This window comes from Streptomyces sp. NPDC018026 (genome assembly GCF_044327745.1).
GTDB classification, from domain to species: Bacteria; Actinomycetota; Actinomycetes; order Streptomycetales; family Streptomycetaceae; genus Streptomyces; species Streptomyces rubrogriseus.
In genome coordinates this window covers 968,182-992,190 of record NZ_JBIRFY010000001.1, presented here as the reverse complement: position 1 = coordinate 992,190, position 24,009 = coordinate 968,182, and the positions used below count along the sequence as shown (strand labels likewise).

The 24,009-nt window shown below is 72.0% G+C and carries 15 protein-coding genes; 5 read left to right on the top strand and 10 right to left on the bottom strand.

Annotated features, from left to right (window positions below):
• Positions 1-4 precede the first annotated feature (4 nt).
• Positions 5-835 (bottom strand): SDR family NAD(P)-dependent oxidoreductase, encoded by an 831-nt coding sequence (locus ACH4D3_RS04030; RefSeq protein ID WP_398316052.1) that lies wholly within the window; start codon positions 833-835, stop codon positions 5-7.
• 110 nt (positions 836-945) lie between these two features.
• Between ACH4D3_RS04030 and ACH4D3_RS04025 the strand changes: the two genes are divergently transcribed.
• Entirely contained in the window at positions 946-1,533 is a 588-nt protein-coding gene (locus ACH4D3_RS04025; protein ID WP_398316050.1) for a TetR/AcrR family transcriptional regulator, read from the top strand.
• Between the two features lie 10 nt (positions 1,534-1,543).
• Here the strand turns inward: ACH4D3_RS04025 and ACH4D3_RS04020 are convergent, their stop codons facing one another.
• The 9 genes from ACH4D3_RS04020 to ACH4D3_RS03980 all read right to left on the bottom strand — a co-directional run bounded on the left by ACH4D3_RS04020 (position 1,544) and on the right by ACH4D3_RS03980 (position 17,524).
• Positions 1,544-2,317 (bottom strand): hypothetical protein, encoded by a 774-nt coding sequence (locus tag ACH4D3_RS04020; protein ID WP_398316048.1) that lies wholly within the window; start codon positions 2,315-2,317, stop codon positions 1,544-1,546.
• A 4-nt stretch (positions 2,318-2,321) separates the two neighbouring features.
• On the bottom strand, positions 2,322-3,689 hold the full coding sequence (locus tag ACH4D3_RS04015; protein ID WP_398316046.1) for an MDR family MFS transporter: 1,368 nt from the start codon (positions 3,687-3,689) through the stop codon (positions 2,322-2,324).
• A 1-nt stretch (position 3,690) separates the two neighbouring features.
• Positions 3,691-5,493: an ABC transporter permease subunit gene (locus tag ACH4D3_RS04010; RefSeq protein ID WP_398316044.1), complete on the bottom strand. Its 1,803-nt coding sequence runs from the start codon at positions 5,491-5,493 to the stop codon at positions 3,691-3,693.
• 3 nt (positions 5,494-5,496) lie between these two features.
• The gene (locus tag ACH4D3_RS04005; protein WP_398316637.1) at positions 5,497-7,008 is read right to left on the bottom strand and encodes an ABC transporter substrate-binding protein; all 1,512 of its coding nucleotides are present in this window, start codon (positions 7,006-7,008) and stop codon (positions 5,497-5,499) included.
• A 115-nt stretch (positions 7,009-7,123) separates the two neighbouring features.
• A complete protein-coding gene (locus ACH4D3_RS04000) occupies positions 7,124-7,678 on the bottom strand; it encodes a GNAT family N-acetyltransferase (protein ID WP_398316042.1) in 555 nt (184 codons plus the stop codon).
• A 60-nt stretch (positions 7,679-7,738) separates the two neighbouring features.
• Positions 7,739-8,824 carry a DNA helicase gene (locus ACH4D3_RS03995; RefSeq protein WP_398316040.1) on the bottom strand — a complete coding sequence of 362 codons (1,086 nt, stop codon included), beginning with the start codon at positions 8,822-8,824 and terminating at the stop codon, positions 7,739-7,741.
• Positions 8,821-10,683: a DrmB family protein gene (gene drmB, locus ACH4D3_RS03990; protein ID WP_398316038.1), complete on the bottom strand. Its 1,863-nt coding sequence runs from the start codon at positions 10,681-10,683 to the stop codon at positions 8,821-8,823. Before drmB ends, ACH4D3_RS03995 begins: the two co-directional genes overlap by 4 nt.
• Entirely contained in the window at positions 10,680-13,817 is a 3,138-nt protein-coding gene (locus ACH4D3_RS03985; protein ID WP_398316036.1) for a helicase-related protein, read from the bottom strand. Before ACH4D3_RS03985 ends, drmB begins: the two co-directional genes overlap by 4 nt.
• 101 nt (positions 13,818-13,918) lie before the next feature.
• Positions 13,919-17,524, bottom strand: a complete 3,606-nt coding sequence (locus ACH4D3_RS03980; protein ID WP_398316034.1) for a sigma-70 family RNA polymerase sigma factor — start codon at positions 17,522-17,524, stop codon at positions 13,919-13,921.
• 166 nt (positions 17,525-17,690) lie between these two features.
• Between ACH4D3_RS03980 and ACH4D3_RS03975 the strand changes: the two genes are divergently transcribed.
• Genes ACH4D3_RS03975 through ACH4D3_RS03960 form a run of 4 tightly spaced genes read left to right on the top strand, consistent with a single transcriptional unit; the run spans position 17,691 to position 23,857 of the window.
• On the top strand, positions 17,691-18,860 hold the full coding sequence (locus ACH4D3_RS03975) for a hypothetical protein (protein ID WP_398316032.1): 1,170 nt from the start codon (positions 17,691-17,693) through the stop codon (positions 18,858-18,860).
• Positions 18,860-19,165: a hypothetical protein gene (locus ACH4D3_RS03970; protein WP_398316030.1), complete on the top strand. Its 306-nt coding sequence runs from the start codon at positions 18,860-18,862 to the stop codon at positions 19,163-19,165. Before ACH4D3_RS03975 ends, ACH4D3_RS03970 begins: the two co-directional genes overlap by 1 nt.
• Entirely contained in the window at positions 19,162-22,167 is a 3,006-nt protein-coding gene (locus ACH4D3_RS03965) for a GTPase (RefSeq protein WP_398316029.1), read from the top strand. Before ACH4D3_RS03970 ends, ACH4D3_RS03965 begins: the two co-directional genes overlap by 4 nt.
• Positions 22,145-23,857 (top strand): GTPase, encoded by a 1,713-nt coding sequence (locus ACH4D3_RS03960; protein ID WP_398316027.1) that lies wholly within the window; start codon positions 22,145-22,147, stop codon positions 23,855-23,857. The genes ACH4D3_RS03965 and ACH4D3_RS03960 overlap by 23 nt, the downstream gene beginning before the upstream one ends.
• Positions 23,858-24,009: the final 152 nt, after the last annotated feature.

The window sequence follows — 24,009 nt, the reverse complement described above, 5'->3', positions numbered from 1 at the left end:
CCTTCTAGGCAGCCGCGCCCACCGACCCCGCCGAGCGGGCCGATCCCGAGGAGCGCGCCGAGATCCGCCCGCTGATCAGGACGGACCTGCGCCGGGTGAAGAGGCGGGGCAACGAGACCATGAGGGCGTTCAGACGCCCCGACTGCACGCTCGGCCGCCGTCCGCGGTCCAGGGCGCGCATCGCGGTCGCGACCACCTGCTCGGGGGTCTGGTAGCTGCCCTGGTAGGCACCGCCCTCGAAGCCGTCGAAGAACTCGGTGCGGGTGAGCCCCGGCGCGAGCGAGAGCACCCGCAGGCCGGTGCCGCGGGACTCGTACCACAGGGCCTCGGTGAAGCTGAGCACGAAGGCCTTGCAGGCGGCGTAGACCGCCAACTCGGGGCTGGGCGTGTAGGCCGCCGCGCTCGCGACGTTCACGAGGACGCCCCGGCCGGAGTCGCGGAGCGGCTCGATGAACGCCCGGGTCAGGTCGACGAGGTTGGCCACGTCCACGTTGATCTCGTCGGTGAGGCGGTCGGGGTCCTCCTGGTGGAAGGCGCCGTTGGTGCCGAATCCGGCGTTGTTCACCAGGCCGTCGACGCGGATGCCCCGCCCCGCCAGGTCGGCGGCCAGCCGACGCCCCGCGCCCGGCTCGCTCAGGTCGAGCCGCACCGAAGTGATCCGTACGCCGTGTTGTGCACGCAGTTCGGAGGCAAGGTCCTCCAGGCGGTCGAGCCGCCGTGCGACGAGGACGAGGTCGGAGCCGCGGCGGGCGAGTTCGCGGGCGAACGCGGCGCCGATCCCGGAGCTGGCGCCGGTGACGACCGTGGTCTGACCGGAGAAGTCGATTGCAGTCATGCCATGCACTGTAGGCAGCACTTTGCACTCAGTGCAAGCAGTGCCTTCAATGCACAATCTTGCCCACAGTGAATATCTGAGCGCCGCATGCAAAGCTATAGGCTGAGTGCATGGCCGACACCCCCACGCTTCGAGAGCGCGCGCGCCGCGCCGCGCGCGCGGAGATCACCGCCACCGCCATGCAGCTCTTCGCGGAACAGGGCTTCGAGGCGACGACGATCGACCAGATCACCAGTGCCGTGGGCATCTCGCGCCGCTCCTTCTTCCACTATTTCGGGAGCAAGGAGGACCTCGTCCTGGGCGACACCCAGGCGCTGGGCGAGTCGGTACGGGCCGCGCTGGAGGCCCGCCCGGACGAGGAGTCGGCCTGGACCGCCATCCGGGCGGCCTTCCTGACCATCCGTCCGGCGGACACGACCCCGGAGGAGCAGCTCACCCTCGCCCGCATCCACCACGAGGCGCCCTCCGTGCGCGCCCGGCACCTGGAGAAGCACCTGCGCTGGCAGGAACTGCTCGCCCCGGACATCCAGCGCCGCCTGGGCCTGCCCCCCACGGCGGACCCGGACCCCAGGGCGCTGGCCTTCGTCGCCGCCGCCCTGGCCTGCTTCGACGCGGCCGTCGACGCGTGGTACCGCTCCGGCGGCGCGGAGGACCCCGAGCGCCTCTTCGACGACGCGGTGGCGACGCTGCGCCGCTAGGCCCGAACGGTCAGCGGCCGGTCTCCCGGGGCGGCGGGAACTCCCGTACGAGGTCTCCGCCCCGGGGCTCGTGGCACGACATGCCGACGTTCCAGCCGAACCCGGTGAGCAGGGAGTGGAGTGCTTCCCACTTCTCCGGGTCGGCCTGTCCGGCGAAGCGGATGAGGCCGGGGCCGGAGAGTGTGCTGAGCCGGGCCCAGTCGGTGGAGAAGGCGAGCTCCCCGCGGAACCGGTCGGACGCGCCCGTCTCCCAACCCGCCCGGGACAGCGCGCCTTCGAAATCCTCCGGCGAGGGCCTCGGGACGCCGTCCCGGGCGTCGGCCTCCAGGTACACGCCCCCGTAGACGTTGGGGAGCCCGTCCAGCTTCTTCCTGAGCCAGTCCGGAACGTTCTCCTCCGCGCGCGGGAAGTAGGCGAGGTCCCGGGCATAGTGCTCGGGCGTGAAGGACGGCGCGTCCGGCTCGTCGTCGTAGTCGTAGCGGACCGAGTACCGCCCAGGAGTCAGCGTGTAGATCAGCGTGAACCAGGTACCGCCGGTCTCCGAGTACATCCCCAGCCGCAGCCTCCGGCACAGCTCAGTGATGCCCTGCGGGATGCCCGCCGCGGTGAGACTGCTGCCGTCCTCCGCCACGACGGCGAGGGAGGCCGACGAACCGCCGACGGCCAGCTCTGACCACCGCAGGGTCGCCCTCGCCCAGCCGTCGGGGAGACTGTCGCCCAGCACTTCGCCGATGTCGGCGCATGTCTCGGCCTGTTGCACGGCGTCCAGAGCTCGTGGTGGCACAGTGTCACCTTTCCTGGTGGGGATGGTCCTGGTGGGGATGGTTCGCTGCCTGGTCGGACGCTTCGGCGGGACCGTCCGGTTGCGGCCGTGACCGCTGGACGGGTCCGGGCGCTGGGCACTGCCGCCCGGGCAGCGTCCCCGCCGCCACCAGCGGTACGGCGGCCAGCACCAGCCACGGCACGGCGACCGGCAGCCCGGTGTCCAGCAGCAGCCCGGTCGCGGAGCTGCCGGCCAGCACGACGATCCCGGAGAGCGAGGACAGCGCCCCGGTGTACAGCCCGAGCCGCCCGTCCTCGGCGAGGTCCGGCACCCAGGCGCGGGCGACGGGCGCGACGAGCATCTGCCCGAGGGTGAGCAGGACGACGAACCCGGCGGCGGGCAGCAGCCCACCCGTCCCCGTCCACCCCGCGGGCCGTGCCAGGCCGACGACGGCGAACCCGACGGCGATCAGCACCAGCCCCGCCACCATCGACCGGCGCCGCGCCAGCCGCTCCCCCGCCCACCGGGTCACCGGCAACTGCGCGGTCACCACCAGCAGCGACGACAGCGCGAACAGCCAGGCCAGCGGCGCCTGCGAACCGGCGGCCCGTTCCACCTCGGCGGGCAGGGCCAGGTAGAGCTGGTTGTAGGCGAGGAGGTAGGCACCGTAGGCGCAGCACAGCGCGAGGAAGCGCCGGTTGCGCAGCACGAGCCGGGCCCCGCCCCGCATCCGGACCCGGGCCCGCCCGGGAACGCGCTGCGGCAGCAGCCACGCGTGCCCGACGAGGACCAGGACGAAGACCCCGGCCCCGGCGAGGCAGGCGGTACGGAAGTCGACGGCGAGCAGCAGCGCGCCCAGCAGCGGCCCGACGAAGGCACCGGCCTGCCCGGCGACGGTGAACAGCGCGAGCACCCGCGTCCGGTCCCCGCCCCCCGCCTCCTCCCACACGACGGCCTGCCGGGCGACCTCGGACTCGACGGCCGGCGAGAACAGCGCGGCGGCGAACCCGATCAGCAGGACGGCACCGACGACGGCCCAGGTCCGCTCGGCGAATCCGAGCCAGGCGAACCCGGCGATCCGCAGCACGCACCCGGCGAGCACCACGGGCCGGATGCCGTACCGGTCGGCGAGCGCCCCGCCGACCACGAACAGCCCCTGCTGACTGAAGGTCCGCAGCCCGAGCACGAATCCGACCAGCCACCCCGCCATGCCGACGGACTGCCCCAGATGCTCGGCGAGGAAGGGCAGCACGGCGAAGAAGCCGACGTTGAAGGCGAGCTGGGTGAGGATGAGCAGCCGGAGCAGCGGGGAGAGCGTGGCGAACGGGGCGGTACGACGGCCGGGCACCTGCCCGGACCGCCCACCGGTGGCGGCGGCGGACGTGGAGGTCATGTCACCCGACTCCGGCCGGTTCTTCCTGCTCGGTCTCCGCCACGGACCGCCGCTCGACCGCCTCGGACCTGCGCGGGGAGGGTCCGGTGGGCCGTCGGCGCAGCCCGCCCGCGGCACTGACGGCCAGCGCGCCGAGCAGGGCCAGTACGGCGGCGGGGGCGAGGACGGCCCAGGGGGCGCGCTCGGCGTAGGGCTGGTTCTCGGCGAGGAGCAGCCCCCACTCGGGGGACGGCGGCTGGGCGCCGAGTCCGAGGAATCCGAGCGAGGCGAGCGCGAGGGCGACACCGGGCAGCCGCAGCAGGGCGTGCCGGAGGACGGGCGGCAGCACGGCGGGCAGCAACTCGTGCCGCAGCAGATGGACCCGCCCCGCGCCCAGCCCCTTGGTGGCGGTGATGTGCAGCGTGGCGCGCTCCTGCCGCAGCAGGGAGGAGGTGTGCGCGGCGAGCGGCGCCCAGGCGACGGCGCCCACGGCGAGCGCGGGGGTGGCCGCGCCGCTCCCCGCGACGGCGGTGACGAGCAGCGCGACGAGCACCGGCGGTACGGCGTTGACGGTGTCGACGAGAGGCGCGGAGACCCGGGGCACGAGCCCGAGCAGTACGCCCACGAGCAGGGCGGCGGCACTGATGGCGGCGGCGAGGAACAGCGTGTCCAGTGCCCCGTGGCCGACCCGGGCGAGCAGGTCGCGCCCGAGGGCGTCGGTGCCGAAGGGATGGCCGAGGGAGGGCGCCCGCAGCCGCTGCCCGGTGTCGAGGGCGAGCGGATCACGGGCGAGCCCGAACCCGACGACGGCGAGCAGCAGGGCACCGTAGAGCACCGGCAGCACTCCCCCGGCGGGCGGGGTGGGCCGGTGCAGCGAGGACAGGGCGCCGTCCCGCAGCGCGGGCCCGGTGAGCAGCCGGGCGGCGACGCGGGTGGCGCCGGTGGCGAGCCCGGCGAGCAGCACGAGGGCGAGGGTTCCGGCCTGGAGCACGGGCAGGTCCTGCGCGAGGGCGGCCTGAAGGGTGGCACGCCCGAGCCCGGGGATGTCGAAGACCTGCTCGACGGCGACGGCCCCGCCGGTCAGCCCGACGACGAACAGTCCGAGGTTGGGCAGCAGCGCCGGCACGCACCGCCGCACGGCCTGCCGGGCGACGGACCTCCCGGTCACCCCACGCGCCGCGGCGGCCAGCGCCCACGGCTCCGCGAAGGCACCGGGCAGCAGATCGTCGAGCAGCCGCCCCAGCACGGCGCCCGCGGGCAGCCCGAGGGCGAGCGCGGGCAGCACGGTCCACTGGGGCCCGTACCACCCCAGCGCGGGCAGCCACCCCAACTGCACCCCGACGACGGTGGCGAGCACGGAGGCGACGAGGAACTCGGGCAGCGAGGCGAGGACGGCGGACAGGCTCCCGCCCCCGCGCCGCCCACCGAGCCGCCGCCGGGCCCCGAGGCGCAGGGTGCGTGCGCAGATCAACCCGGCGGTGAGGACGGCGACGAACAGCGCGACACCCATGAGCAGCAGCGAGGCACCGAGCGCCCGCGTCACGTCGGGCAGGACGTCCGCGCCGGAGATCCACGACCGCCCGGCGTCCCCGCGCACGAGCCCGCCCAGCCAGCCGGTGAGCACGTGCAGGGGCCCACCGTCGATCCCGAGCTGCCGCCGGATGTCGGCGAGCACCTCGGGCGTGGGCTCCCGCTCGGCGGACCGCGCCTTGAGAACGGTGTACGCGGGATCGGTGCGGGTGAGCCAGGGCAGCAGCCCCACCCCGCACACGAGCCCACCCGCGAGCACGACCCGCCAGGCCAGGGCGGCCACCCGCTGCAGCACGGTTCAGCGCCGGGTGCCGGTGTCGACGAGCGTGCGCTCGTACGGGTCGAGGACGACGCCCTGTACGGAGTCGGCGACGCCGGTGATGATGCGCTGGTGCACGAGCGGCACGACGGCGTCACTGCCGAGGACGCGTGCCTCGGCGGCCATGGCGGCGTCCTGGCGCTTCGCGGTGTCGGCGATCTTCTCGGCGTCGGCGACGGCACGGTCGACGCCCTCGTCGCACAACTGGGCGATGTTGAACCCGCCGTCGCAGGTGTAGTCGCTGGCGAGCACGGCGACGGGGTCACCGGTGTCGAGCAGCGTGTTCCGGGCGAGCACGAAGGCGTCGAACTTCCCGTCCAGCGCGTCCCCTTCGAGCCGCGAGTACTCCCGCACGGTGAGCTTGACGGTGAACCCGGCCTTCTCCAGCTGCTGCTTGACCACCTGGGCGACCTCGGGCAGCTCGGGCCGGTTGTCGTAGGTGGCGAGGGTGACGGTGTCCCCGTCCCCGGGCTTCTTGGCCGCCGCCCGCCCGACGGGCGGGGTCCGCTTCCCCTCCGCCCAGGTCACGGCGGGCCCGTAGACCCCGGCACCGGGATCGCCGTACCCCTCGTACACGTCCTTGGCGAACACGGAGGTGTCGAGCGCGGCGCGGGCGGCGGCCCGCAGCCCGGCGTCCTCGAAGGATCCCGACGAGGCGTTGAGGAGCAGGCTCGTGGTCCGGGTGGTGGCGGTGTCGCGCCGGGTCTTCTCGTCGAGCGAGGCGGCCTGGGCGACGGGAACGGCCTCGGCGATGTCGATTTCGCCGGTCCGCAGGGCGTTGGCGCGGGCGGTGCCGTCGGCGATGAAGCGGGCGTCGATACCGGAGGCCTGGGCGCGGCCGCCCCAGTAGTCGTCGAACCGGTCGAGGGAGGCGGAGGTGTCGCCGTTGACCTCGGTCAGCTCGAAGGGCCCGGTGGCGTGGCCGACGGGATCGACGCGGTCACTCTTCTCATAGGCGCCCTTGGAAAGTATCGCGAGGCTGGGGCTGGAGAGCCGCAGCGGCAGCACGGGGTCGGGCTCGGCGGTGGTGATGCGTACGACCCGGTCGCCGCCCGCCTCGGCGCTGAGGGTGACACCGGCGAGGGCGGCGGGCGCGGGCTCGGCGTCGGTGGCGTGCGTGAGGGACTCGGCCACGGCGGCGGGGGTCACTTGGCCCCCGTCCTGGAAGGTGGCGTCGCGGAGGCTGAACTCCCAGGTCTTGTCCCCGTCCCGCCGCCAGGACTCGGCGAGCGCGGGCGCCGCGGACCCGTTGGCGTCCAGCGAGGTGAGTCCCTCGGTGACCCCGAGACGGCTGAGCAGGGTGGCGTCGGCGCCGTACGGGGACAGGTTCTCGGCGGGCGGGAAGGCGAGGGCGACGCGGAGACGGGCGCCGTCGCCGCCGTTGCCGTCACCCGACGCGGAGTCGTCGCCCCCTCCGGAGGCGAAGCAGCCGGCCAGCAGCGGCACGAGCAGGAACGGGGCGAGCAGCCGGGGGCGGCGGTGGGAGCGCATGGTCCTCGGATCGATCAGGTCAGGTGCGGGCACGTGGTGTTCGGGCGTCTGGCGTCGGGCGGCGGCCGCGTGTGGGGCAGCGCACGGGGAGCCTACATGGAAACGATTTTCACGACTACCTGACCTCGCGCCATCCCGCCATGGGCACCTCGAAGTGCACGATCCCCTGCCCGCCCCCGGCATCCTCCCGCTCGTCGTGCACCACCTTGGCCAGTGACCGCCAGAAGGGCTCGGCCCCGGTGACGGTGGGGTCGGTGTGCAGATAGACCGCCCGGTACCCCCCGTCGGCGACGGCGAACGCGAGCAACTCATCGACAAGTCGACGCGCGAGCCCACGCCGCCGATGCCCGGCCCGCACGTACACCCGCCGCAACTGCGCGGTCACCCCGGAGGGGAACCGCTCGGCGACGCGGGCAGGGTTCGGGGGGTGCACGGGCCCCCGGGAGTCGAGAGCCCCGGTACCCACGACCTCGCCGTCGGCGGCGACCGCGACGAGGAGCGTGTGCCGGACGGGGGTCAGGTAGGCCTCGGCCGGGTCGATCACATCGGCGTGCCAACGCGGAACGTACCCGGTACCGAAGTCGCGGTAGACGGTGTCGAGCATGACGGCTCGGGCGGCGTCCAGGTCGGCGGCGGTGGCGGTCCTGATGGTGTAGTCGGTGGTGCGCACTTGCACATCGTACGCATTAACTGGAAATGCGCGATCACGCTCCCCTGGCTGGGGCGGCCGTCAGCCCCTCATCAGGTCTCCCCTTCCCACCTGGGCAAGCAGCGGCGGTTCCGCAGTCCCTTCGTAGCCGAGATGGAGTTCACGCCGAGCCCGGGTCGCGAGGACGTAGTACGCCATGCGCAGAGCCGCCGAGGTCGGGTCGGTGGCCGCGTCCGTGTGGGTGTCCGGGACGACGACGGTGTCGAAGCCCAGGCCCTTGGCGCTGGCCCGGTGGACGATGACGATGCCGGGGCGGCCGAGGTCGAGATTGCGGTACTGACCTCCTTTGGCCTCCGACGTGTACAGCTGGGGCTTCAGCCGTGGTGCCCTGCGCGACAGGCTGCCCAGCAAGGAGAACTGGGTGTGCCTGGAGTTGACGATCACTCCGATGGTGTCCCCGGGGTGCCGCTCGGCGAGCAGCGCCAGCAGATCGGCCGCGCCTCGCTCGGGGAACCGGTGCAGCCGGGGCGGCGGGCCCTGCCGGTCGGGCAGCAGCGGCGTACCGGCCCCCGTGCGGAAATGAGCCGCGAACGACGCGATCTGTTCCGTGTTGCGGTGGTTCCCGTCCAGGTCGTGGCGGCCACAGCGGCCGAGCCGTCCGGCGATCTCGGCGAGGGTGGAGTGGGTGTCGGTGAGGCGCTGGCACTCGTCCGCGAAGACCGTGACGCGGGCGCCGAGCATCCGGCAGAGCCGGTAGAACTCGGGCGGCAGATCCTGACCCTCGTCGACAACCAGGGTGAGGTCCGGCACCGGTCCGGTGTCGGCTGCCCGGTCGAACAGCGCGCTCCAGTCGTACCAGCCGTCCGCGGTGGTCGGAGCCTTGCCCTCGTACCACTGGGCGAGCCAGGCGTGCGCCGTGGTGACTCGCACACCTCGGTCGGTGGGGGCCAGTGCGTGGACCGTCGCGGCCAGCGACTGCCGCAGCAGGTTGGAGCGGGTGAGCAGGGCGACCGGGGGGCCGGTGAGGCTGAGCATGACGGCCCGTTGAGCCGCCAGGATGCTTTTGCCGCTGCCCGGCGGTCCACTGACCAGGTGGTTGCCGTCGAAGGGCAGGGCGTCGAGACCGGCCCGCTGATCGGGGGTGAGGTCGAGGTAGGTGAGGGTCACGACTCCTCCAACGCGTCGGCCGCGGCGGCCCGTGCGGCGGTGACGATCGGCTCCAGGTATCCCGGTACGTGCTCGCCGCCGACGACGAGGGTCCGGTCCAGGAGGGTGTTGCCGGTCTCACAGCTGGTCTCCGGCAGCAGTGCGCAGGCGTGGCAGGCCGCGCGGTTGAGGTTGCCGAAGCCCTGCCCCGTGTGTTCCGAGCACAGCGGGTCGGCGGAACACCAGGCGGCGGCCTCCGTCATGCGCAGCAGTGTCTCCGCGAGCCGCGGGGGCTCGCCCTGGCGTACGAGTCCGCCGAGAGTGCCCTCGGCGTCCCCGGCGGCGGTGTAGACGAGGATGCCGTACTGGTCCTGCTCGGGGCGGGCGTAGACGCGCTCGCGCAGGCTCGCGGTGGTGTAACCGGATTCGAAGGAGAGCTGGCGGATCAGCAGGTGCGCGAGCGTGTGCAGGAGGACGAACCGGGGGGCGAGTTCGGGTCCCGTGAGGGCTTCCAGACGGTCCCGCTGGAAGGAGCGGTCCAGGTCGGCCCGCATTCCGCTGACGCGCTTGCGTACCTCCCCGTCCACCTCCCAGCCGGCGAGTCCGGCCGGATTCAGACTGAGGAAGATCCCCTCGCCGAACACCTCGACGGCCGGCAGCCACTTGAGCCGGCGGGCGGTGTCGGCCGGTACCACCGCCGCGTCCGGGGAGACCCTCGTGAAGCCGGACAACGCGCGCACCTCGCGGAGCCGGTCGGCCAGGACGATCCTGCCGAAGCGGCGGTCGAGCGCAGCCCAGGGGTCGGCGCTCTCCCCCGCCAGGCCGAGGGTGGTCTCGCGCAACGCGAAGTCCCGGGTGGCGGGCGGCGTCGGCGCGGTGAACGCGGCCCACTCCTCACGGCTGAGGTCGGGGCGTGCCGGACCGGTCTGCGGATCGGACGACGGCACACCTGGGGAAGGCGCAGTCTCCCCCGTCTCCTGCGCGATCAGTGCGTCCAGGAGGGCGTCGTCGGCCCCGGTGTCCTCCTGGATCATCGTGCGGAACGCCGCGGCCCGCGGTGTCGCGGCCACCCGGCACAGGGGGACCCACAGGTCGTGCTCCCGCACCTTGGCCACGACGGCCTCGTCGCCGTGGGCCGCCGGTGCGTCGCTCTCCGGGATGTCGAGGGCCGAGTGCACGATCGGGTAGTACAGATTGCCGGCCGTGCGCTGCACGATCTGCACCGGTCGGGGGCATTCCACCCGTTCGTTCGCCCGCTGCCACGGGTTGCGTCCCGAGCAGCGCATGCCATGGGTGCCGAGGATGTCGAGCAGGTCGCGGGACGCACCGCAGCCCTTGGCGGTGCAGGTCACGGACAGCGCCTCGAGGCCGGACGCCCGTTCCGAGACCAGGAACCTCAGCCGGTCCCGCTCCGCACAGCGCCGACGTTCACCGGCGTCGCGCCGCGAGTGGGCCCAGAACCACCAGTCGACGTCGCTGAGGTGTCCGGCCTGGCAGATCTGCACGAACCGCATGGGCGCCAGCGTCCGGGCCGGTGAGCAGGAGGGGCAGCGCGGCGGCTGACCGGGCCTCTCGTCGGCGATCCGCCAGCGCTTCATCCGCCGACAGGACCCGCAGAACAGCCAGGACGGGAAACGGATGTACGGCGCTCCGGGCGCGTCCGGGACGTCGAAGCGGTCGTTCGCGGTCGCCGGGGCGGCGTAGAAGCCGGTGACGCCGAGGCGGGAGGCGAGACGGGCGGACTCGACCCGCTGCCTTCCCCTGGGGGGCCAGTCTCCGATGCCGGTGGCGACGAAGGACTCACCCTGGATGTCGAAGACCGCTCCGACGCCGAACGGCACCACCGTCTGCGACTGCCGTACCCGCAGTGTGCGGCTCACAGGTCCGCTCCCTTCACCGTCACCTGGCACTCCCGGTCCACGTTGCGCATGGAGTTCGGTGTCTCCCAGAGGCCGTAGTTCTGTTCGAAGCTCTTGATCAGGTTGGACTGGCCCTTGCCCTGGCTGCGGTAGTACAGCTCGCGGCCGTCCTTGTGGGCCTGGCGGGCCGCGTCCTCCCAGTCGGTGATCAGGCCCGCGAGTTCCGCCCGCACCTCGTCGCCGACGTCGGGTTCGGCGCCCACGGCACGCGCGGTCAGCTCGTCGGCGAGCGCTTCCAGCTCGGGTATGCGGTCCAGGACGTGTCCGGCCTGGTTCTCGGCGGCGAGCCCGAGCCGGTGCCGGACGAGGACGACCAGCGCGGCGTGCAGGGCCCGCCGGCGGGAGGGCACCGACCAGGGGGTGACGCTGGTGGGCTCCACCTGCCGGTACAAGGACCGGTGGTACACGTCGAAGGTCTCGTAGTGCGAACGGTCCCTGGGACGGGTGGCGTTGAAGAACGTCACCACGAGGCCGGGCACGGTGTGCCGGCCCACGCGGCTGGTGGCCTGGATGTACTCGGCGGTCGTCTTCGGCTGCCCCTGCATCAGCATCAGTGCGAGCCTCTTGACGTCCACGCCGACGGACAGCATGTTCGTGCAGGGCAGGAAGGACACCGACTGCGGGTCGTCCCAGCCCTTCTCCAACCGGTCCAGCAGTACGGGCTGTTCGGCCCGCGGGAGGTTGCTGGTCAGTTCCTGCACCTGGTGGTCGGGCAGGGCCCGAACCGCGTTGCCGGTGTCGAGTCCGGCGAGCTGGGCGGGGATGTCGTCGGCCGCGGCCGTGACCGTGCGGCCGAGCTCGCGCAGGCTGTGGTGGTAGGCCACCAGCGTCCAGTAGGCGTCCCGGTGTTCCAGGGGGAGTTCCCACGCCCCTTGGAGCAGCGCGGCGGCGGTGGCCACGGCGGCACGGCCGGCCGTGTGTCCCTGGGCCATGACGCCGAGGTAGCGGCGGCCGGGCCTGGAGGTGTCGGGTTCGGCGAAGTAGGAGTGGCGGGCGTCGAGACCGGCCGGCGGGAAGAGCTGGACGCTCCCGCCGTACAGGGCGCGGACCTGCTCTCCGGAGCGGCGGATGGTGGCGGTGGAGGCGACGACCTTGGGGCCGGTGCCGTCGGGCCCGACGCACAGCCCGAGGACGGCGGACTCGTACAGTCCGACGGTGGTGCCCAGTGGTCCGGTGAGCAGGTGCAGTTCGTCCTGGATGACGAGCGAGGGAGGCAGGTTTCCCGCGCCGGCGCCGCTCGGCGCGCCGAACAGCCGGCCCGCCCGCGGTTCCCAGGCCAGCCGGGCGAACTTGTCCACGGTCCCCAGGACGAACGTCGGCGGCCGGTCGTAGAGGTGCTCGTCCACGACGGCGACGGGCAGTTCGTCGTGGAAGACGCACTCTCGCCGCGGGCAGAAGAAGGCGAAGGAGTCGGCGGTCGCGCGCACCCCGTAGTCGCCCGCGTCGGGTGACTTGTGCGCGGGCAGGATGCGCGTACCGCACCAGGGGCAGCGGTCGAGGATGAAGACGTCGTCGGGCTGGGCGGCCTGGCGCGCGTTCTCGTAGGCGGTGCGGGCCTTGTCGTAGGTGTTCGGGGTGGTGGTCTCGCCCACCCACAGACCGATGGAGAACGGTTCGCTTCCGTACACCGCCGGTTCGGCACGGCGCAGCGTCTCGAGAGCGCAGACGGTGGTGGCGGCGCGCTGGAACTGCTGGGTGGTGAGCAGGCTGAGCGTGTAACGGCTGAGTACGGCCGTGCCCCCGCCGCCCGCTTCCCGTCGTCGCAGCACCATGGCGAAGGCGGCCAGCAACAGATACGCCTCGGTCTTGCCACCGCCGGTCGGGAACCAGATCAGGTCGGTCACGGCCCGGTCCGGGTGCCGCGGATCGGCCGTGCCGTCCACGGCGAGCAGGAAGAAGGCCAGCTGGAACGGGCGCCAGGTGGCCCCCTGGTACGGCTCGGGGTCCGGCGGTACCGCCTCGCCGGGCGAGCGCCGGGTACCCGCGAGATCAGCGGCGGAGTGGCGCATCTGCAGCGCCATGGCGCGGTTGGCGGCGCGGAAGGCGTGCAGCAGTTCGGGGCGGCGCGGGTCGCAGAGGGTGCGGACACCCGACTCGATGCGGGTCACCGCCGCGCCGATACGGTCGAGGACCCGGGCGGCGGCATCGCGTCCCCATTCGGGAACGTCCTCGTTCAGCTGCCCCACATACCAGGCCCGGTAGTGCGCGGCGAACTCGGCCAGCTCCTCTCGCAGTTGCTCGACCGACACGGCCGGGTCGGAGAGGTGCAGGAGATCGAGCACCGGCGAACCGCTGAGCCCCGCGGCCCGTACGCCGGTGACCTCGGCCTCCGGCATGACGGCCGCGCTCAGCTCGGTCACCTGCTCCCCGGCGTCGTCGCGCCGTTCCGCCACCGCGCATCCGTGGCCGACGGCATGGGTGCGGACGTGGCGGTACTGGAGGCGGAGTTCCTGCTCCTCCGGATCACGGCTCGCCAGTCGAACGCTGGGGTACTGCAGCACCCTGCCGTCCACGGGCCGGGCCCGCAGTTCCACCTGGAACAGCATCCGGTCCCAGTGGGCGGACTTGCCGAGACCGGGTTCGTGGCGGGCGGAGTTCACCAGCGCGACGGTGATGAGTCTGCCGGTGCCGAACGTCCGGTGCCGCACACGGATTTCGGCCCGGCCGTCCAGCACCGTGACCTGATCGCGATCGGGCGTGAGCCGGTGCGTCTCGGCCGGCAGCGGGACCCGCTGCCAGCTACGGCCCCGCTCGCTCGTGCCGGCCCGGGTCTCGTAGCGCGCGGCGGAGCAGTCGACCTCCACGGTGTCCGCGTCGGTGTAGAAGCTGAACCCGAGGGAGGAGGGCAGCCACGAGTTGGACTCGGGGACCGGGTCGGAGGCCGGGGCGGCGTCCTCGGCCCGGGTCTCCGTACCGGCACCTTCCAGTTCCTCGGCGGCCACTTCCAACTGACGCTGGAGATCGGCTTCCTGCGGATAGAGGGTTCCCATGAGGTACTGCCGGTCGGGCGGGGCGTCGAGACTCTCGCGTTCGCCTTCGGCCGGGCCGACGAGCTGCCGCCGGAGGTAGGAGACGAGTTCCTGTCGGGGGTCCATGGCGTTCCTGGGGGTGTGTCGAGTCCGTGAGGTGATCGGACGGAGCGAGGATGAGGGCGTCAGGCGGGGGGAGGTGGCGGCGCTGCACGGGCGGCGACGCCTCAGGTTCGGCGCCAGCGGTCCCGGATCGAGGTGCGGCCCACAGCCGCCTCCTGCGCCGGCGCCAGCTGCCCCTGCGCGTCGCCGAGTTGTGTTCGCAGATCGCTGAGCTGGGTCTGCAGGTCGCTGAGTTGTGTCTCCAGATCGGTGACACGCAGCCAGGCGTTGTGCTCGCTCTGCGCGATCCGCTGGGCCGCCTCCTGCTCGGCTTCCTCCGCACGCCGCCGGGCCGCCTGGACGAACAGGTCCCGCTGAGCGACCGCCGCCTCGGCGTCCCGCAGCCGCGCCTCCATCTCGACGGCTCGGGCACCGGCGGCGCGCTCCCGCTCGACGGCGACCGTCTCGGCGTCCCTCAGGCGGGACTCCAGCTCCCTGATCCGGACCTCCGCGCCCTCGCGGTAGTCGTACAGCCGCCGCTCCAGCTCCTGCGCCCGCCGCTCCCCGTCCGACGCGTCAAGAGCGACCTCCTCCGCGAGTTCGGCCCTGCGCAGCAACGCCGCGCAGGCCTCGCGATGACGTTCCTCCAGCTCCGCGACGCGCGCCTGCGTCTGGCGCCGCATGTGTGCCGCATGCCGTTCCCGTGCCCGGTCGGCGCGGTGCAGCAGCTCCTCTTCGAGCGCGTCGAGCTGTCTCTCGGCCTCCGCGCGGACCGCCGCCACCCGCTCGTCGGCGGCGTCGCGAACCGCGCCCAGCCGTCGCTCGTGTTCCTGCGCGAGCGCCGCGAGGGCCGTCTCGTGCCGAGCGCGGGCGTCGGGGTCGGGATCGGAGTCGGGGCTCGCGTCGACGGCGGCTTCGGGTTCGGTTTCCGTCTTGGCTTCGGCTTCGGCTTCGGCTTCGGCTTCGGCCGTAGCTTCGACAGGTGAGGAGTCGACTACAACCAGCGGCTGATCGACCGGACCGGATTCTGGCGAAGGGAAGGTTGCCGAACGTCCGGCGACGAACTCCCGCAAGGCCTCACTGACGGCGGCTCGCGACTCGGCCCGCACCAGTGGCTTCGAGGCCAGGTAGGTCCGGGGAGTCGCCCCGGCCAGCGCGGCGACAGGCCGTTCGAAGAAGTGCTCGGGTCGCAGACCTGCGTCCTTGACGGCGTCAAGGACCGTCTTGAGGACTTCAAGCGCCTCCACCACGGGCCGGTCGAGCATCCCCCGTTGCCGCGCGGACCGCACAACGGCATCCGTCACGGAAGGTCCCAGCAGTACGGTCAACTGCAGATGCCCGAGAGCCAGCAGCGCGTACTCGGCGAGCCAGCCGACTCCTCCGCCCATAGGCGGCTGCGTCAGGGTCAGGGCCTTGTCCCAGTCGGCGGTAGTCTGCGGCGCAGCCGGGGCGCTGCCCTCCCCCACGACCGGCGCAGGCTCGGCCTTGTCGGCTCCACTCACCGATTCCTGAGCTTGGGCGCCCATGCCTGTCTGTTCCGGCTCCTCCACCACCCGGTCACCGGAGGGCGCCGCGGCGAGCAGCTCTCGCAGGCTGTCGCGCACGGCCAGGCGCGACTCACGGTTCACCAGCGGCCTGACCGCGAGATAGCCGCGGGGCGTCGCCCCTCGCAGGGAATCGGCGGGGCGTTCGAAGAAGTCGTCCGGTCGCTGCCCGGCTTCCACCAGGGCGTCAAGCACCCGGCGCAGCACCTCCAGCGCGGTGAGCACGTCACGCGGAAGACGTCCGTTCCCCGGGGCGTCCCGCACCACCACGTCGGTGGCCGGCTGTCCCAGCAGAGCGGTCAAGCCCTCGTCTCCCAACGCCGTGCGCACGTAGTCGGCGAGCCACGAGACCTGGTCGACGGGTGCTCCCGCCATCCGACAGGCGCGTTCCCAGTCGGCGGCGACCGTCATCGAAACCCCGGCTTCAGCGGCCTCCGCCACGGGCTCGTTGTCCGCCAGCCGTCCCTGCTGCTGTTCCCGCTCCCGCCTCACCTGGGCCAGGCGCTCCGCCCTGGCCTTGCGAAGGGCGAACCGGGCTCGGGCCGTGCGGGCCGCGTGGGTGGCACGGACGTACCGTGCCGCTCTCTTGGCCGCGGCCGCCTTCTCCGCGGCGCGCTCGGCCTCCTCACACAGGGCGTCCAGACCGACGAGTCCCGCCGCGCGCACCCGCTCCCGCAGCAGCGGACGCGTCTTGACCTCGATCTGCCGGATCCGCTCCCGTGTGACGCCGAACTCTCGTCCGAGGTCGTCCAGCGTCGAGGGTTCGTCCCCGTCCAGGCCGAGCCGCCGCACGAGGATCCGCGCCTCGCGCTCGGTGAACGTGTCGACCACGTCCATGACGGCCTCGGCGAACAGGGCACCGATCACCTGCCGGTCGACCGAAGGCAGGAGGTGCGTCCGGGCCACGAAGTCCCCCAGGGTCGCGCCGTCACCGATGACGCGGTCCAGGGAGTCGGTGCGACGGGTGAGGCGGCGGATCTCCGCCACCTTCTGCAGGGTCATGTCGCACCGCACCGCGACGTCGGCCGCGCTCGCGTACCGTCCCTCGGCGACCAGACTGCGCTCGGCCCCGGCCACCTTGCGCATCTGTTCGTGCATGTGCACGGGGATCCGGATCAACGCGCCCTCGTCCGCGATGGCCCGGGTGATGGCCTGCCGGATCCACCAGGTGGCGTAGGTGGAGAACTTGTTGCCCATGGTCGGGTCGAACTTCCGCGTGGCCCGCATCAACCCGAGTACGCCGTGCTGCACCAGGTCGTCGTAGTCGAGCCCCTGTTCCAGATGGGGACGCACCAGGGAGTGCACGAGCCGCACATTGTGAAGGACCAGACAGTCGCGGGCCCGGACTCGGACGTCGTCGCGCGGCAGCGCCTTGAGCTCCTCCTCGCCGGGCTCCTGCGCGATGCGTTCCACCCCACCCCGCAGGAGTGCGGTCAGCCCCACCTCGGCCTCTGCGCTCAACAGTCGCTTATGTGCGTTGCGTTCGAACCGGTCGGTTTCCAGCACCGCCCGGGCGGCCGCCACAGCGCCGGCAAGATCGCCTTCCGGCGCGACGGCGGCCTCGTCGACCGACGGCGCCGCAGCGGTTCCCCGGAGCTCTTCGGACACCCCGGCGTCGCCCGTCACCTCAGCGTCCGCGGCATCCGCAACAGGTCGCACGTCGACCCCTGCCCGCAACGCCGCAGCCTCGCGGGCATCAAGCCCCGCCAGTCGTATCACGCCCTCGACGACCCGGGACGACAGGGCTCCATCGCCGTCCCTATAGCGGGAGAGCAGCGTCCGAGCGACCAACACACGCGAGGTCACATCTTCTTCACCTACGCATACAACCTTTTCACCATCAGGTGAGTCGACCTCCACGTGCATATGCAATTCCCGGACCAGGAGGCCCATCCGGGCCAGCTCGGCACGCAACCGAGCCCGTTCGGCGTCGCTCAGGCCGAGCGCGTGCGCCTCCTGGACGAACGCCTGCTCCGGCACCACCCCGTCGGCCGCGACAATCCGCAGCCGCTTGAGCAGCTCGCTCAGCGCGGCCGTCGACACGGGCATGCCGGACTCCTTCACCATGCGGCGCCTCACCATCTCCACTCCCTGAACGCGAGCGAGTCTACTGCCGCGTGTTGACAACATCAACGTGTTGACGACATAACTCTCGTGTACAGAATTGAGGAGGCGGCCATGGGCCACGAGCTGATCGACGACAGATGACGATCCTGCGCAGCCGAACGGGCGCCCTGATCGACACCGAGCCTGGAGAACCCGTTGGTGGACTGGACGGCGAGAGCTACACCTCCACCCTCACCCCGCCCCCCGGGCCACGGCCCTCGACCCTCCGCCCCCTGAGAGCACTCCCTTGATCGACAGCACGCCCACGCGGCGGGGCGGGTCCTCCCCCGTCCCGCCGTCCACCGTCCCCTCCCCCTCCGCAATCCGCGCAGAGCGCCGCCAACTCATCGAGTCGATCCGCGCCCTCCGCCGCCTCCTCGACAAGCGACCAGCCTTCGAGGTCTCCGACCAGCAACGCCTGAACCGCGAGGCGCGGGACCGCAACCGCGCCGAGGCGGTCCACGGCAAGGCCCTTCAGCGCATCCACGAGCGACAGGCACGCCAGGAAGCCTCGCTCAACCAACAGCTCAACGGCCTGGACGGCAAGCGCGAGACCCAGGAGACGCGCGCCCTGGCCGTCCTGCGCCGTGAGTCCATCGAGCGCACGCTCAGCCGCACGTACCTCACCTCGAGCGAGGTGAACGGCATCGGCAAGGGACTCATCCGCGACCTCGCAGCGCACGGAATCAGGACGGCCGCCGATTTCGAACGCGTCAGTTGGGAGAAGGCACCGAACGGCAAGGGCGGCGACGTCCTCTACATTCACCGCACCAAGGGCGGCAAGGTCCACATCAACGGCATCGGCCAGCACCGCGGACGTCCCCTCCTGGAATGGCGTCAGTCCGTCCTTGCCCGCGCGGAAGCCCGCGCCCCACGTCTGTTGCCGCCGGACGAACGCCACCGCATCGCCGAGATCATCGACGCCGAACGCGTCCGCCTGCGACAGGAACTGGCAGAGGCCCCGCGAGCAGCAGGCAAGGCGCGCGAGGAAGCCACCCAACTGCAGACCGAAACCCTCGGCCGACTCACCACCTCCGGAGAAGAGGCCAGTCGGCTCGCTGCGTCGCGCAGGGCTGAATTCGACGCCATGGCCGAGAAGCTGCTCGACCTCCAAACACAACTGTCGGCCCACATGGACACGTACGGCGACATCGGCCTCCGCATCCGCCGCGCGCAGCGCCGTGCCCTGCGGCCGATTCCCCAGGCTCCGCCGCTCTCCGGCATCCCGTCCCCGCGCACTGCGGGGGACGCCCCGGCCCTGGTCAACCTCACCAAGGTCACCGACCGGACCAGTGAGCCCACCCCACTCCCGGCACCCGGGCGCACCCCGGCTGGTTGGTCCCGATTCTCTACTTCACGCTCACAACCGTCGTCGGCGTCGGGGAACTCGGAGACAACACAGCTTCCCTCTCCCTGATGATCACGTCCCGTCTTGTGGCCTTCGCAGCCACCGTGGAGCTCCTGCGCCTGTGGGTGCCGCGCATCCGCTGGCGTACCGCAAGCCCCATGCCGTCCGGAACCGGCTGGCAGACCTCCGGAGTGTTCCTCGGTCTGACCGCCGCAGGCATGTTCGCGGACGAACACTCAGACGTCTTCGGAGCCGCCTGCGTCGTGTCCGTCCTCGCCGGATTGTGCTTGCTGGCGGGAACCGGCCTGCGCATCGCCGCCGCCCGCGCAAAGGGCGTGGTCCGTCACCACCATCCCCATGAGGAGCAGCGGTGACCGAGGTGCCCGGAGGCACGAGTCCCCGTACCGAGATCCTGGCCCTCCTGCTCGAGCCGCTGGGGGTCGACGCCATGGCCGGACAGGCCGCGCTCCGGCGGCTCGCCGAGAACGTGGACGCGGTGGCACAGGAGTACGGGTGTGCCGGTCTGCCCGCGTACGGGAGCACGCTTTCGTGGGTCTCGGACGCCCTGGCGACGTGCGTCGAGGAACACGAGCTGGCCGGTACGGGCGCGACCCCCGACGAGGCCAGGGCTCTGCGGGAGTTGGCGCGGCTCGAAGGAGCGCGATCGCACCTTCGGGCCCTTGAGGGCGTCCCGGTGGAGGCGCTACGGGCGGACCGCGCGTCTGTGACGACCGCGGAACGCCTGATACCCAAGGCCCTCGAACCGTACTGTCGTGCGGATCAGGACTGGCCCGAGGAGATCTGGCGTTCGATCGGCGACATCGACATGGACGGTGCTCTGGCCGACCTGAACCGCCCCCGCGCCACTCGTCGGGCGGCGGCCGCGCGGGAGCTCGTGCTCCAGCACAGCGTCTCGGCGGCCCAGGATCTGCAGAACCGGGAGCTGGCGGCGCGACTCGAGAAGGTGCGGATCTTCGTCGCGGCGCGGAAGGCGTACGACGCGTTCCTCGCCGCACGGCCGGGATGGTGGCGCTGGCTCGTGCCGGACGCGCACTCCGGGCTCGCATCGGACCGGCGCGACGCTCTGATGTGGGCGCTCACGGCCCGCGACACCGGCGCCCTGTCCGGGAGCGCTCTGGAACTGCTCGCAACGGACGCCTGCCGGGCCGTGCTCGCACACGCGCCGGGGCCGACGCCGGCACTGGCAGCGGCCGCCCCTCCCGCCTCCGCCATGTCCCTGGCCGTACCACCGCCGGCCACGAGTTCGGCCGCACGGCTCGTCTCGGGGCTTCTCTCGGTCGGCTCCCGGCACGACGCCGGCCGGCTGCACGCTCTCGAGTCCTGGTACGCGAAGAACATCGCGCTGTTCGACCGCGTGGCGGCGGCCATGGACCTGCGGGAGAGCGAACCTGGGCTCCGCGGCGCTCTCGACCCCCTGGTCGGCGAACTCGCCCTACCGCCCGGAGCGGTGGACACGAGCCGCTCGGACTACCGCGCCGTCCAGGCCGTTCTCCGGGCCGAGGTCGAGGACCCCCTGCGGCGAACGGGGCAAACGGTGCACTCCGGGCACGCAGTGGGGAGCGAGCGACTCGGCAGGGTCGTCGGCCGCGTCGGAACGGTCGAGCGTGAACTCCGCGATGCCATGCGACCCCTGCCTGCCGTCCGAGGCAAGTTGCTCGTGGCCGTCGCCGGAAGAACCAAGTCCGGGAAAACCACGCTCCGCAAGGCCCTGAGCCGCGACGCGGACCGGTCCGGGATCGGGCGAGGGGCGCACCGCACCACACGGAAGACCGCCGCATTCGACGTCGGACCCGTGACCTACCTGGACACGCCCGGCTTCGCCGCGAAGGACGACGACTTCGACGCGCAGCACGCGCGGGCGGCGTGCGACAGCGCCGACGCGGTCATCTGGAACTACGCCGACACGATGCACGACGAGGAGGCCGCGGAGTTCCAGCGGCTTCTCCTCTCCGGGAAGCCGCTGCTGGCCGTCGTCAATGTGAAGGGGAAGGTCAACGAAACCGCGCGCCTCGCGGTCTTCGCCAAGTCCCCGGACAGAGAATTCCGAGCCGCGTCGGGGCACACCGCACGGATCGAGCAGGTCGCCCGCGCGGCCGGGGCCGCCCCGCCCGTCGTCCTCACGGTCCATTCCGGTGCCGCGCACGAGTCGCTGTCCGTGGCGGATCGCGAGCTGGGCGACAAGGCCCTGGAGGCGAGCAGACTTCTCGAACTGGAGTTGGCCCTCACCCAGCTCCTGGCAGAGCGCTCGATTCCGCTTCGTGCCGTACGGCTGGCCGAGGACGTGCGACGGCCGCTCGCCATCTTCCACGACCGGGCGTCCGAAGAGCTCCCGCGGATCGGTCTCGCGCTCGACGCACTGGAACGCTCGACGCCTGGTGAACGGACCGCACTGCTAGAAGCGTTCCGGACCGCGGGCCGCGAGGCGCGCGAACGTCTCGAAGCCGAACGCCACCGGGCCCGGGAGCGGTTGCCGGAAACGGTCCGGAACCTGGGCGGCGAGGACCACGCACAGCGGTGGAGCGACTTCCTCACCGAACTGGAATGGGACGGCCTCATTCTCGGACTTGACGACGAACTCGCGCGGCGAGCGGGGGAACGGGGACGGACGCTGCGTGCACCGGCGAGCGTCCCGGAGCGGCAGGACGACGGACACCCGCGCGTGGAACCGCAACCCGGCCCGAAGATCGCTTCGGCCGCCGTCAAGGGGGCGGCCACCACCCTCCTGGAGTCGCTCTCCACCGAGGGGCTCGCCAAGGGACTCACCAAGGTGTTCTCCAAGAAACTGGCCGCCTCCGCCGCCACCACCGCGGCCTCGGCTCCCGTCACCGCGGCGCTCTACGCGACGGAGGCCCTGCTCGGTGCGATGAAGGCGGTGAGCAGCGAGATCGACCGCGCACGGCAGGCGGAGGAGGAGTGGGTCAGAACGGCCACGGAAGTGGCCGAGACCTGCCTCGACGATGTGTTCGACTGGGTCGACACCCGGCTGGCGAGCGTCCTCGAGGACGCGGCGGCCCAGGTCGAGGCTCAGTTCGCGGCAGAGACCACGGGCATCGGCAGCACCCGCGAGCGGTTCGAACGGCTCGGCCGGCTGCAGTCGTCCGTGGGGTCCGCCCTCGACACGATCGACCTCACCCTGGCACGCCGGCTGCTGTCTCTCGCGGGCGGGGACCCGGCGGCCGTCCTCGGAGCACGCCGGACGCCGGGGATCGAACTCCGCGTCTGGACCGATAGATCCCGCGTCGCGGACGTGCGGGCACACCTGCACGGGCACCTCGTGGATGTCCTTACCGAGCGGATCGAGGTCTGCCCGGATTCAAGAAGCGGAGAAGGCGATGGGACTGCGGACGACGGCTGACGGGGGGCCGAGCGCCCGCGTGCTCGCCCTGAGCGCACGGGCCGAGGAGGTTCTGAACGCCCACCCGCGCACGCGGGACCTGACGGCCTCGCTGCCCCGCACGGACACGGGCCCGCTACGGATCGCGCTCCTGGGCCCGTACAGCTCGGGGAAGTCGACACTCATCGCCGCACTCCTCCGACTCCCGGCGGCAGAGGTCGAAGAACTCGTCGACGCGGCACCCAAAACACTGGAGGAGACGCCGTACCCGTGGAAGGGCGTGACCCTGGTCGACCTGCCCGGAACCCTGTCGGGCGACGACTCGCACCTTGCCTCGGCCGAGCGCGGCGTGCGCGGCGCAGACGCGCTGATGATCGTGACGACGAGCGAACTGCCGGGCGAGGCGGAGACGGAGGCCATTGTCCGAGCCCTCGACGCCGACGGCTTCGCCGACCGGAGTGTGGTCGTCGTCAACAAGATGAACGCCGAGAACAGCGACCGCGAGGTCATTCTCGACGAGATGCGCAAACGGCTCGGCCCCTTCGCCGACCGGGTTGCCATCGTCCCAACCGATGCCCGCGACTTCCTCGACGCGGCCAACGATCCCGACCTCACCGCTGAAGAGCGCGAGTTGCTGGCTTCGGGGAGTGGCATCGACGCTCTCACCTCCGAGTTGCAAAGAATCGTCGCCCCCGGCGTCAGCGGCGTCCGGCCCAGGGCGCAGGCGTACGAACTCCTCCGGGTACTGGCGGACGCCGAAGACATGTGGCACCTGCACGGCGAGGACCTCGACGCCGTGCGGACCGCGGAGAAGGTCGAGGCGTCGCTTTCCCGGGCGAGGGAGGGCGTGCTGGAAGCCCTGGAGAGGGAGACCGAGGTCCTCGCCGCCAGGATCAGAACGGAAGGGGGCCGGATCGCCGACAGTGTCTCGGAGAAGAACGGCACCGTCCCTATCGGCATCGCGACCGACGCCGCCGGAAAGCTGGTCGATTCCCACACCGACTTCGACCTCAATTTCTCCTCCTCGACGAGGGCGGCGTACGACGCGCTGACCGCCGAGTACGGAGATGTCGTACCGGAGCCCGAGGAGTGGGTGAACGACGTCAATCCGCCCGAGGCGAATCCCGCCAAGCACACGCAGTCACCTCTTGAGGAAGCGGTCAAGAAGGCGGCGGAGAAGGCCGCGAAGCAGGGGGCCGGGAAGTTGTCGGAGTGGCTCAGGACGATCGCGAACGACAAAGATAAGGCAGCGGCCGTAGCGGACTGGCTCAACAAGAACAAGGTGGGCCAGAAGCTGCTCGACTCCGGCGGGAAGGTCACCAACGGTGTGAAGAAGTTCAAGCCGTGGGGCAAGGTCAACGCGACCAACAAGGTCTCCAGTTGGGCGGGAAAGGCACATTGGGCGGTGACGGCCATGGGCCCCACCCTGGACGCGGTGAGCCTCGTCAAGGACCAGAGCGAACGGATGGCGGTGGACAAACGCCGAAAGGAACTCCGGGACCACTTCGCCGACGAGGCTCTCCAGCAGCGGGACAGTCTGGTCGACGCCGGCGAAGAGCACCTGCGCGAGTGGATCGCCGCCGTGGAACAGGCACTGGGCGATCTCACCCACCCGGGCGGACGGATCGGCGCCACACGCGAGGCGGCGCTGAACGAGATCGGAAGTCTGCGCGACGCGGCGAAGAAGCTCATCGAGCAGACAGCAGGCTGACCCGGCGGGCCTTCGGCGCCACGTTCGGCGCCTTCTTCCTTATGCTGATCAGCGCCGGCATGAGCAGCGTCTGACGCTGCCGCACCCCGTGGAACGGCGGCCGGCCACCCGTATGATCGACTGCTCAGGGTCAGTCCGGGGTGGGGAGTGGG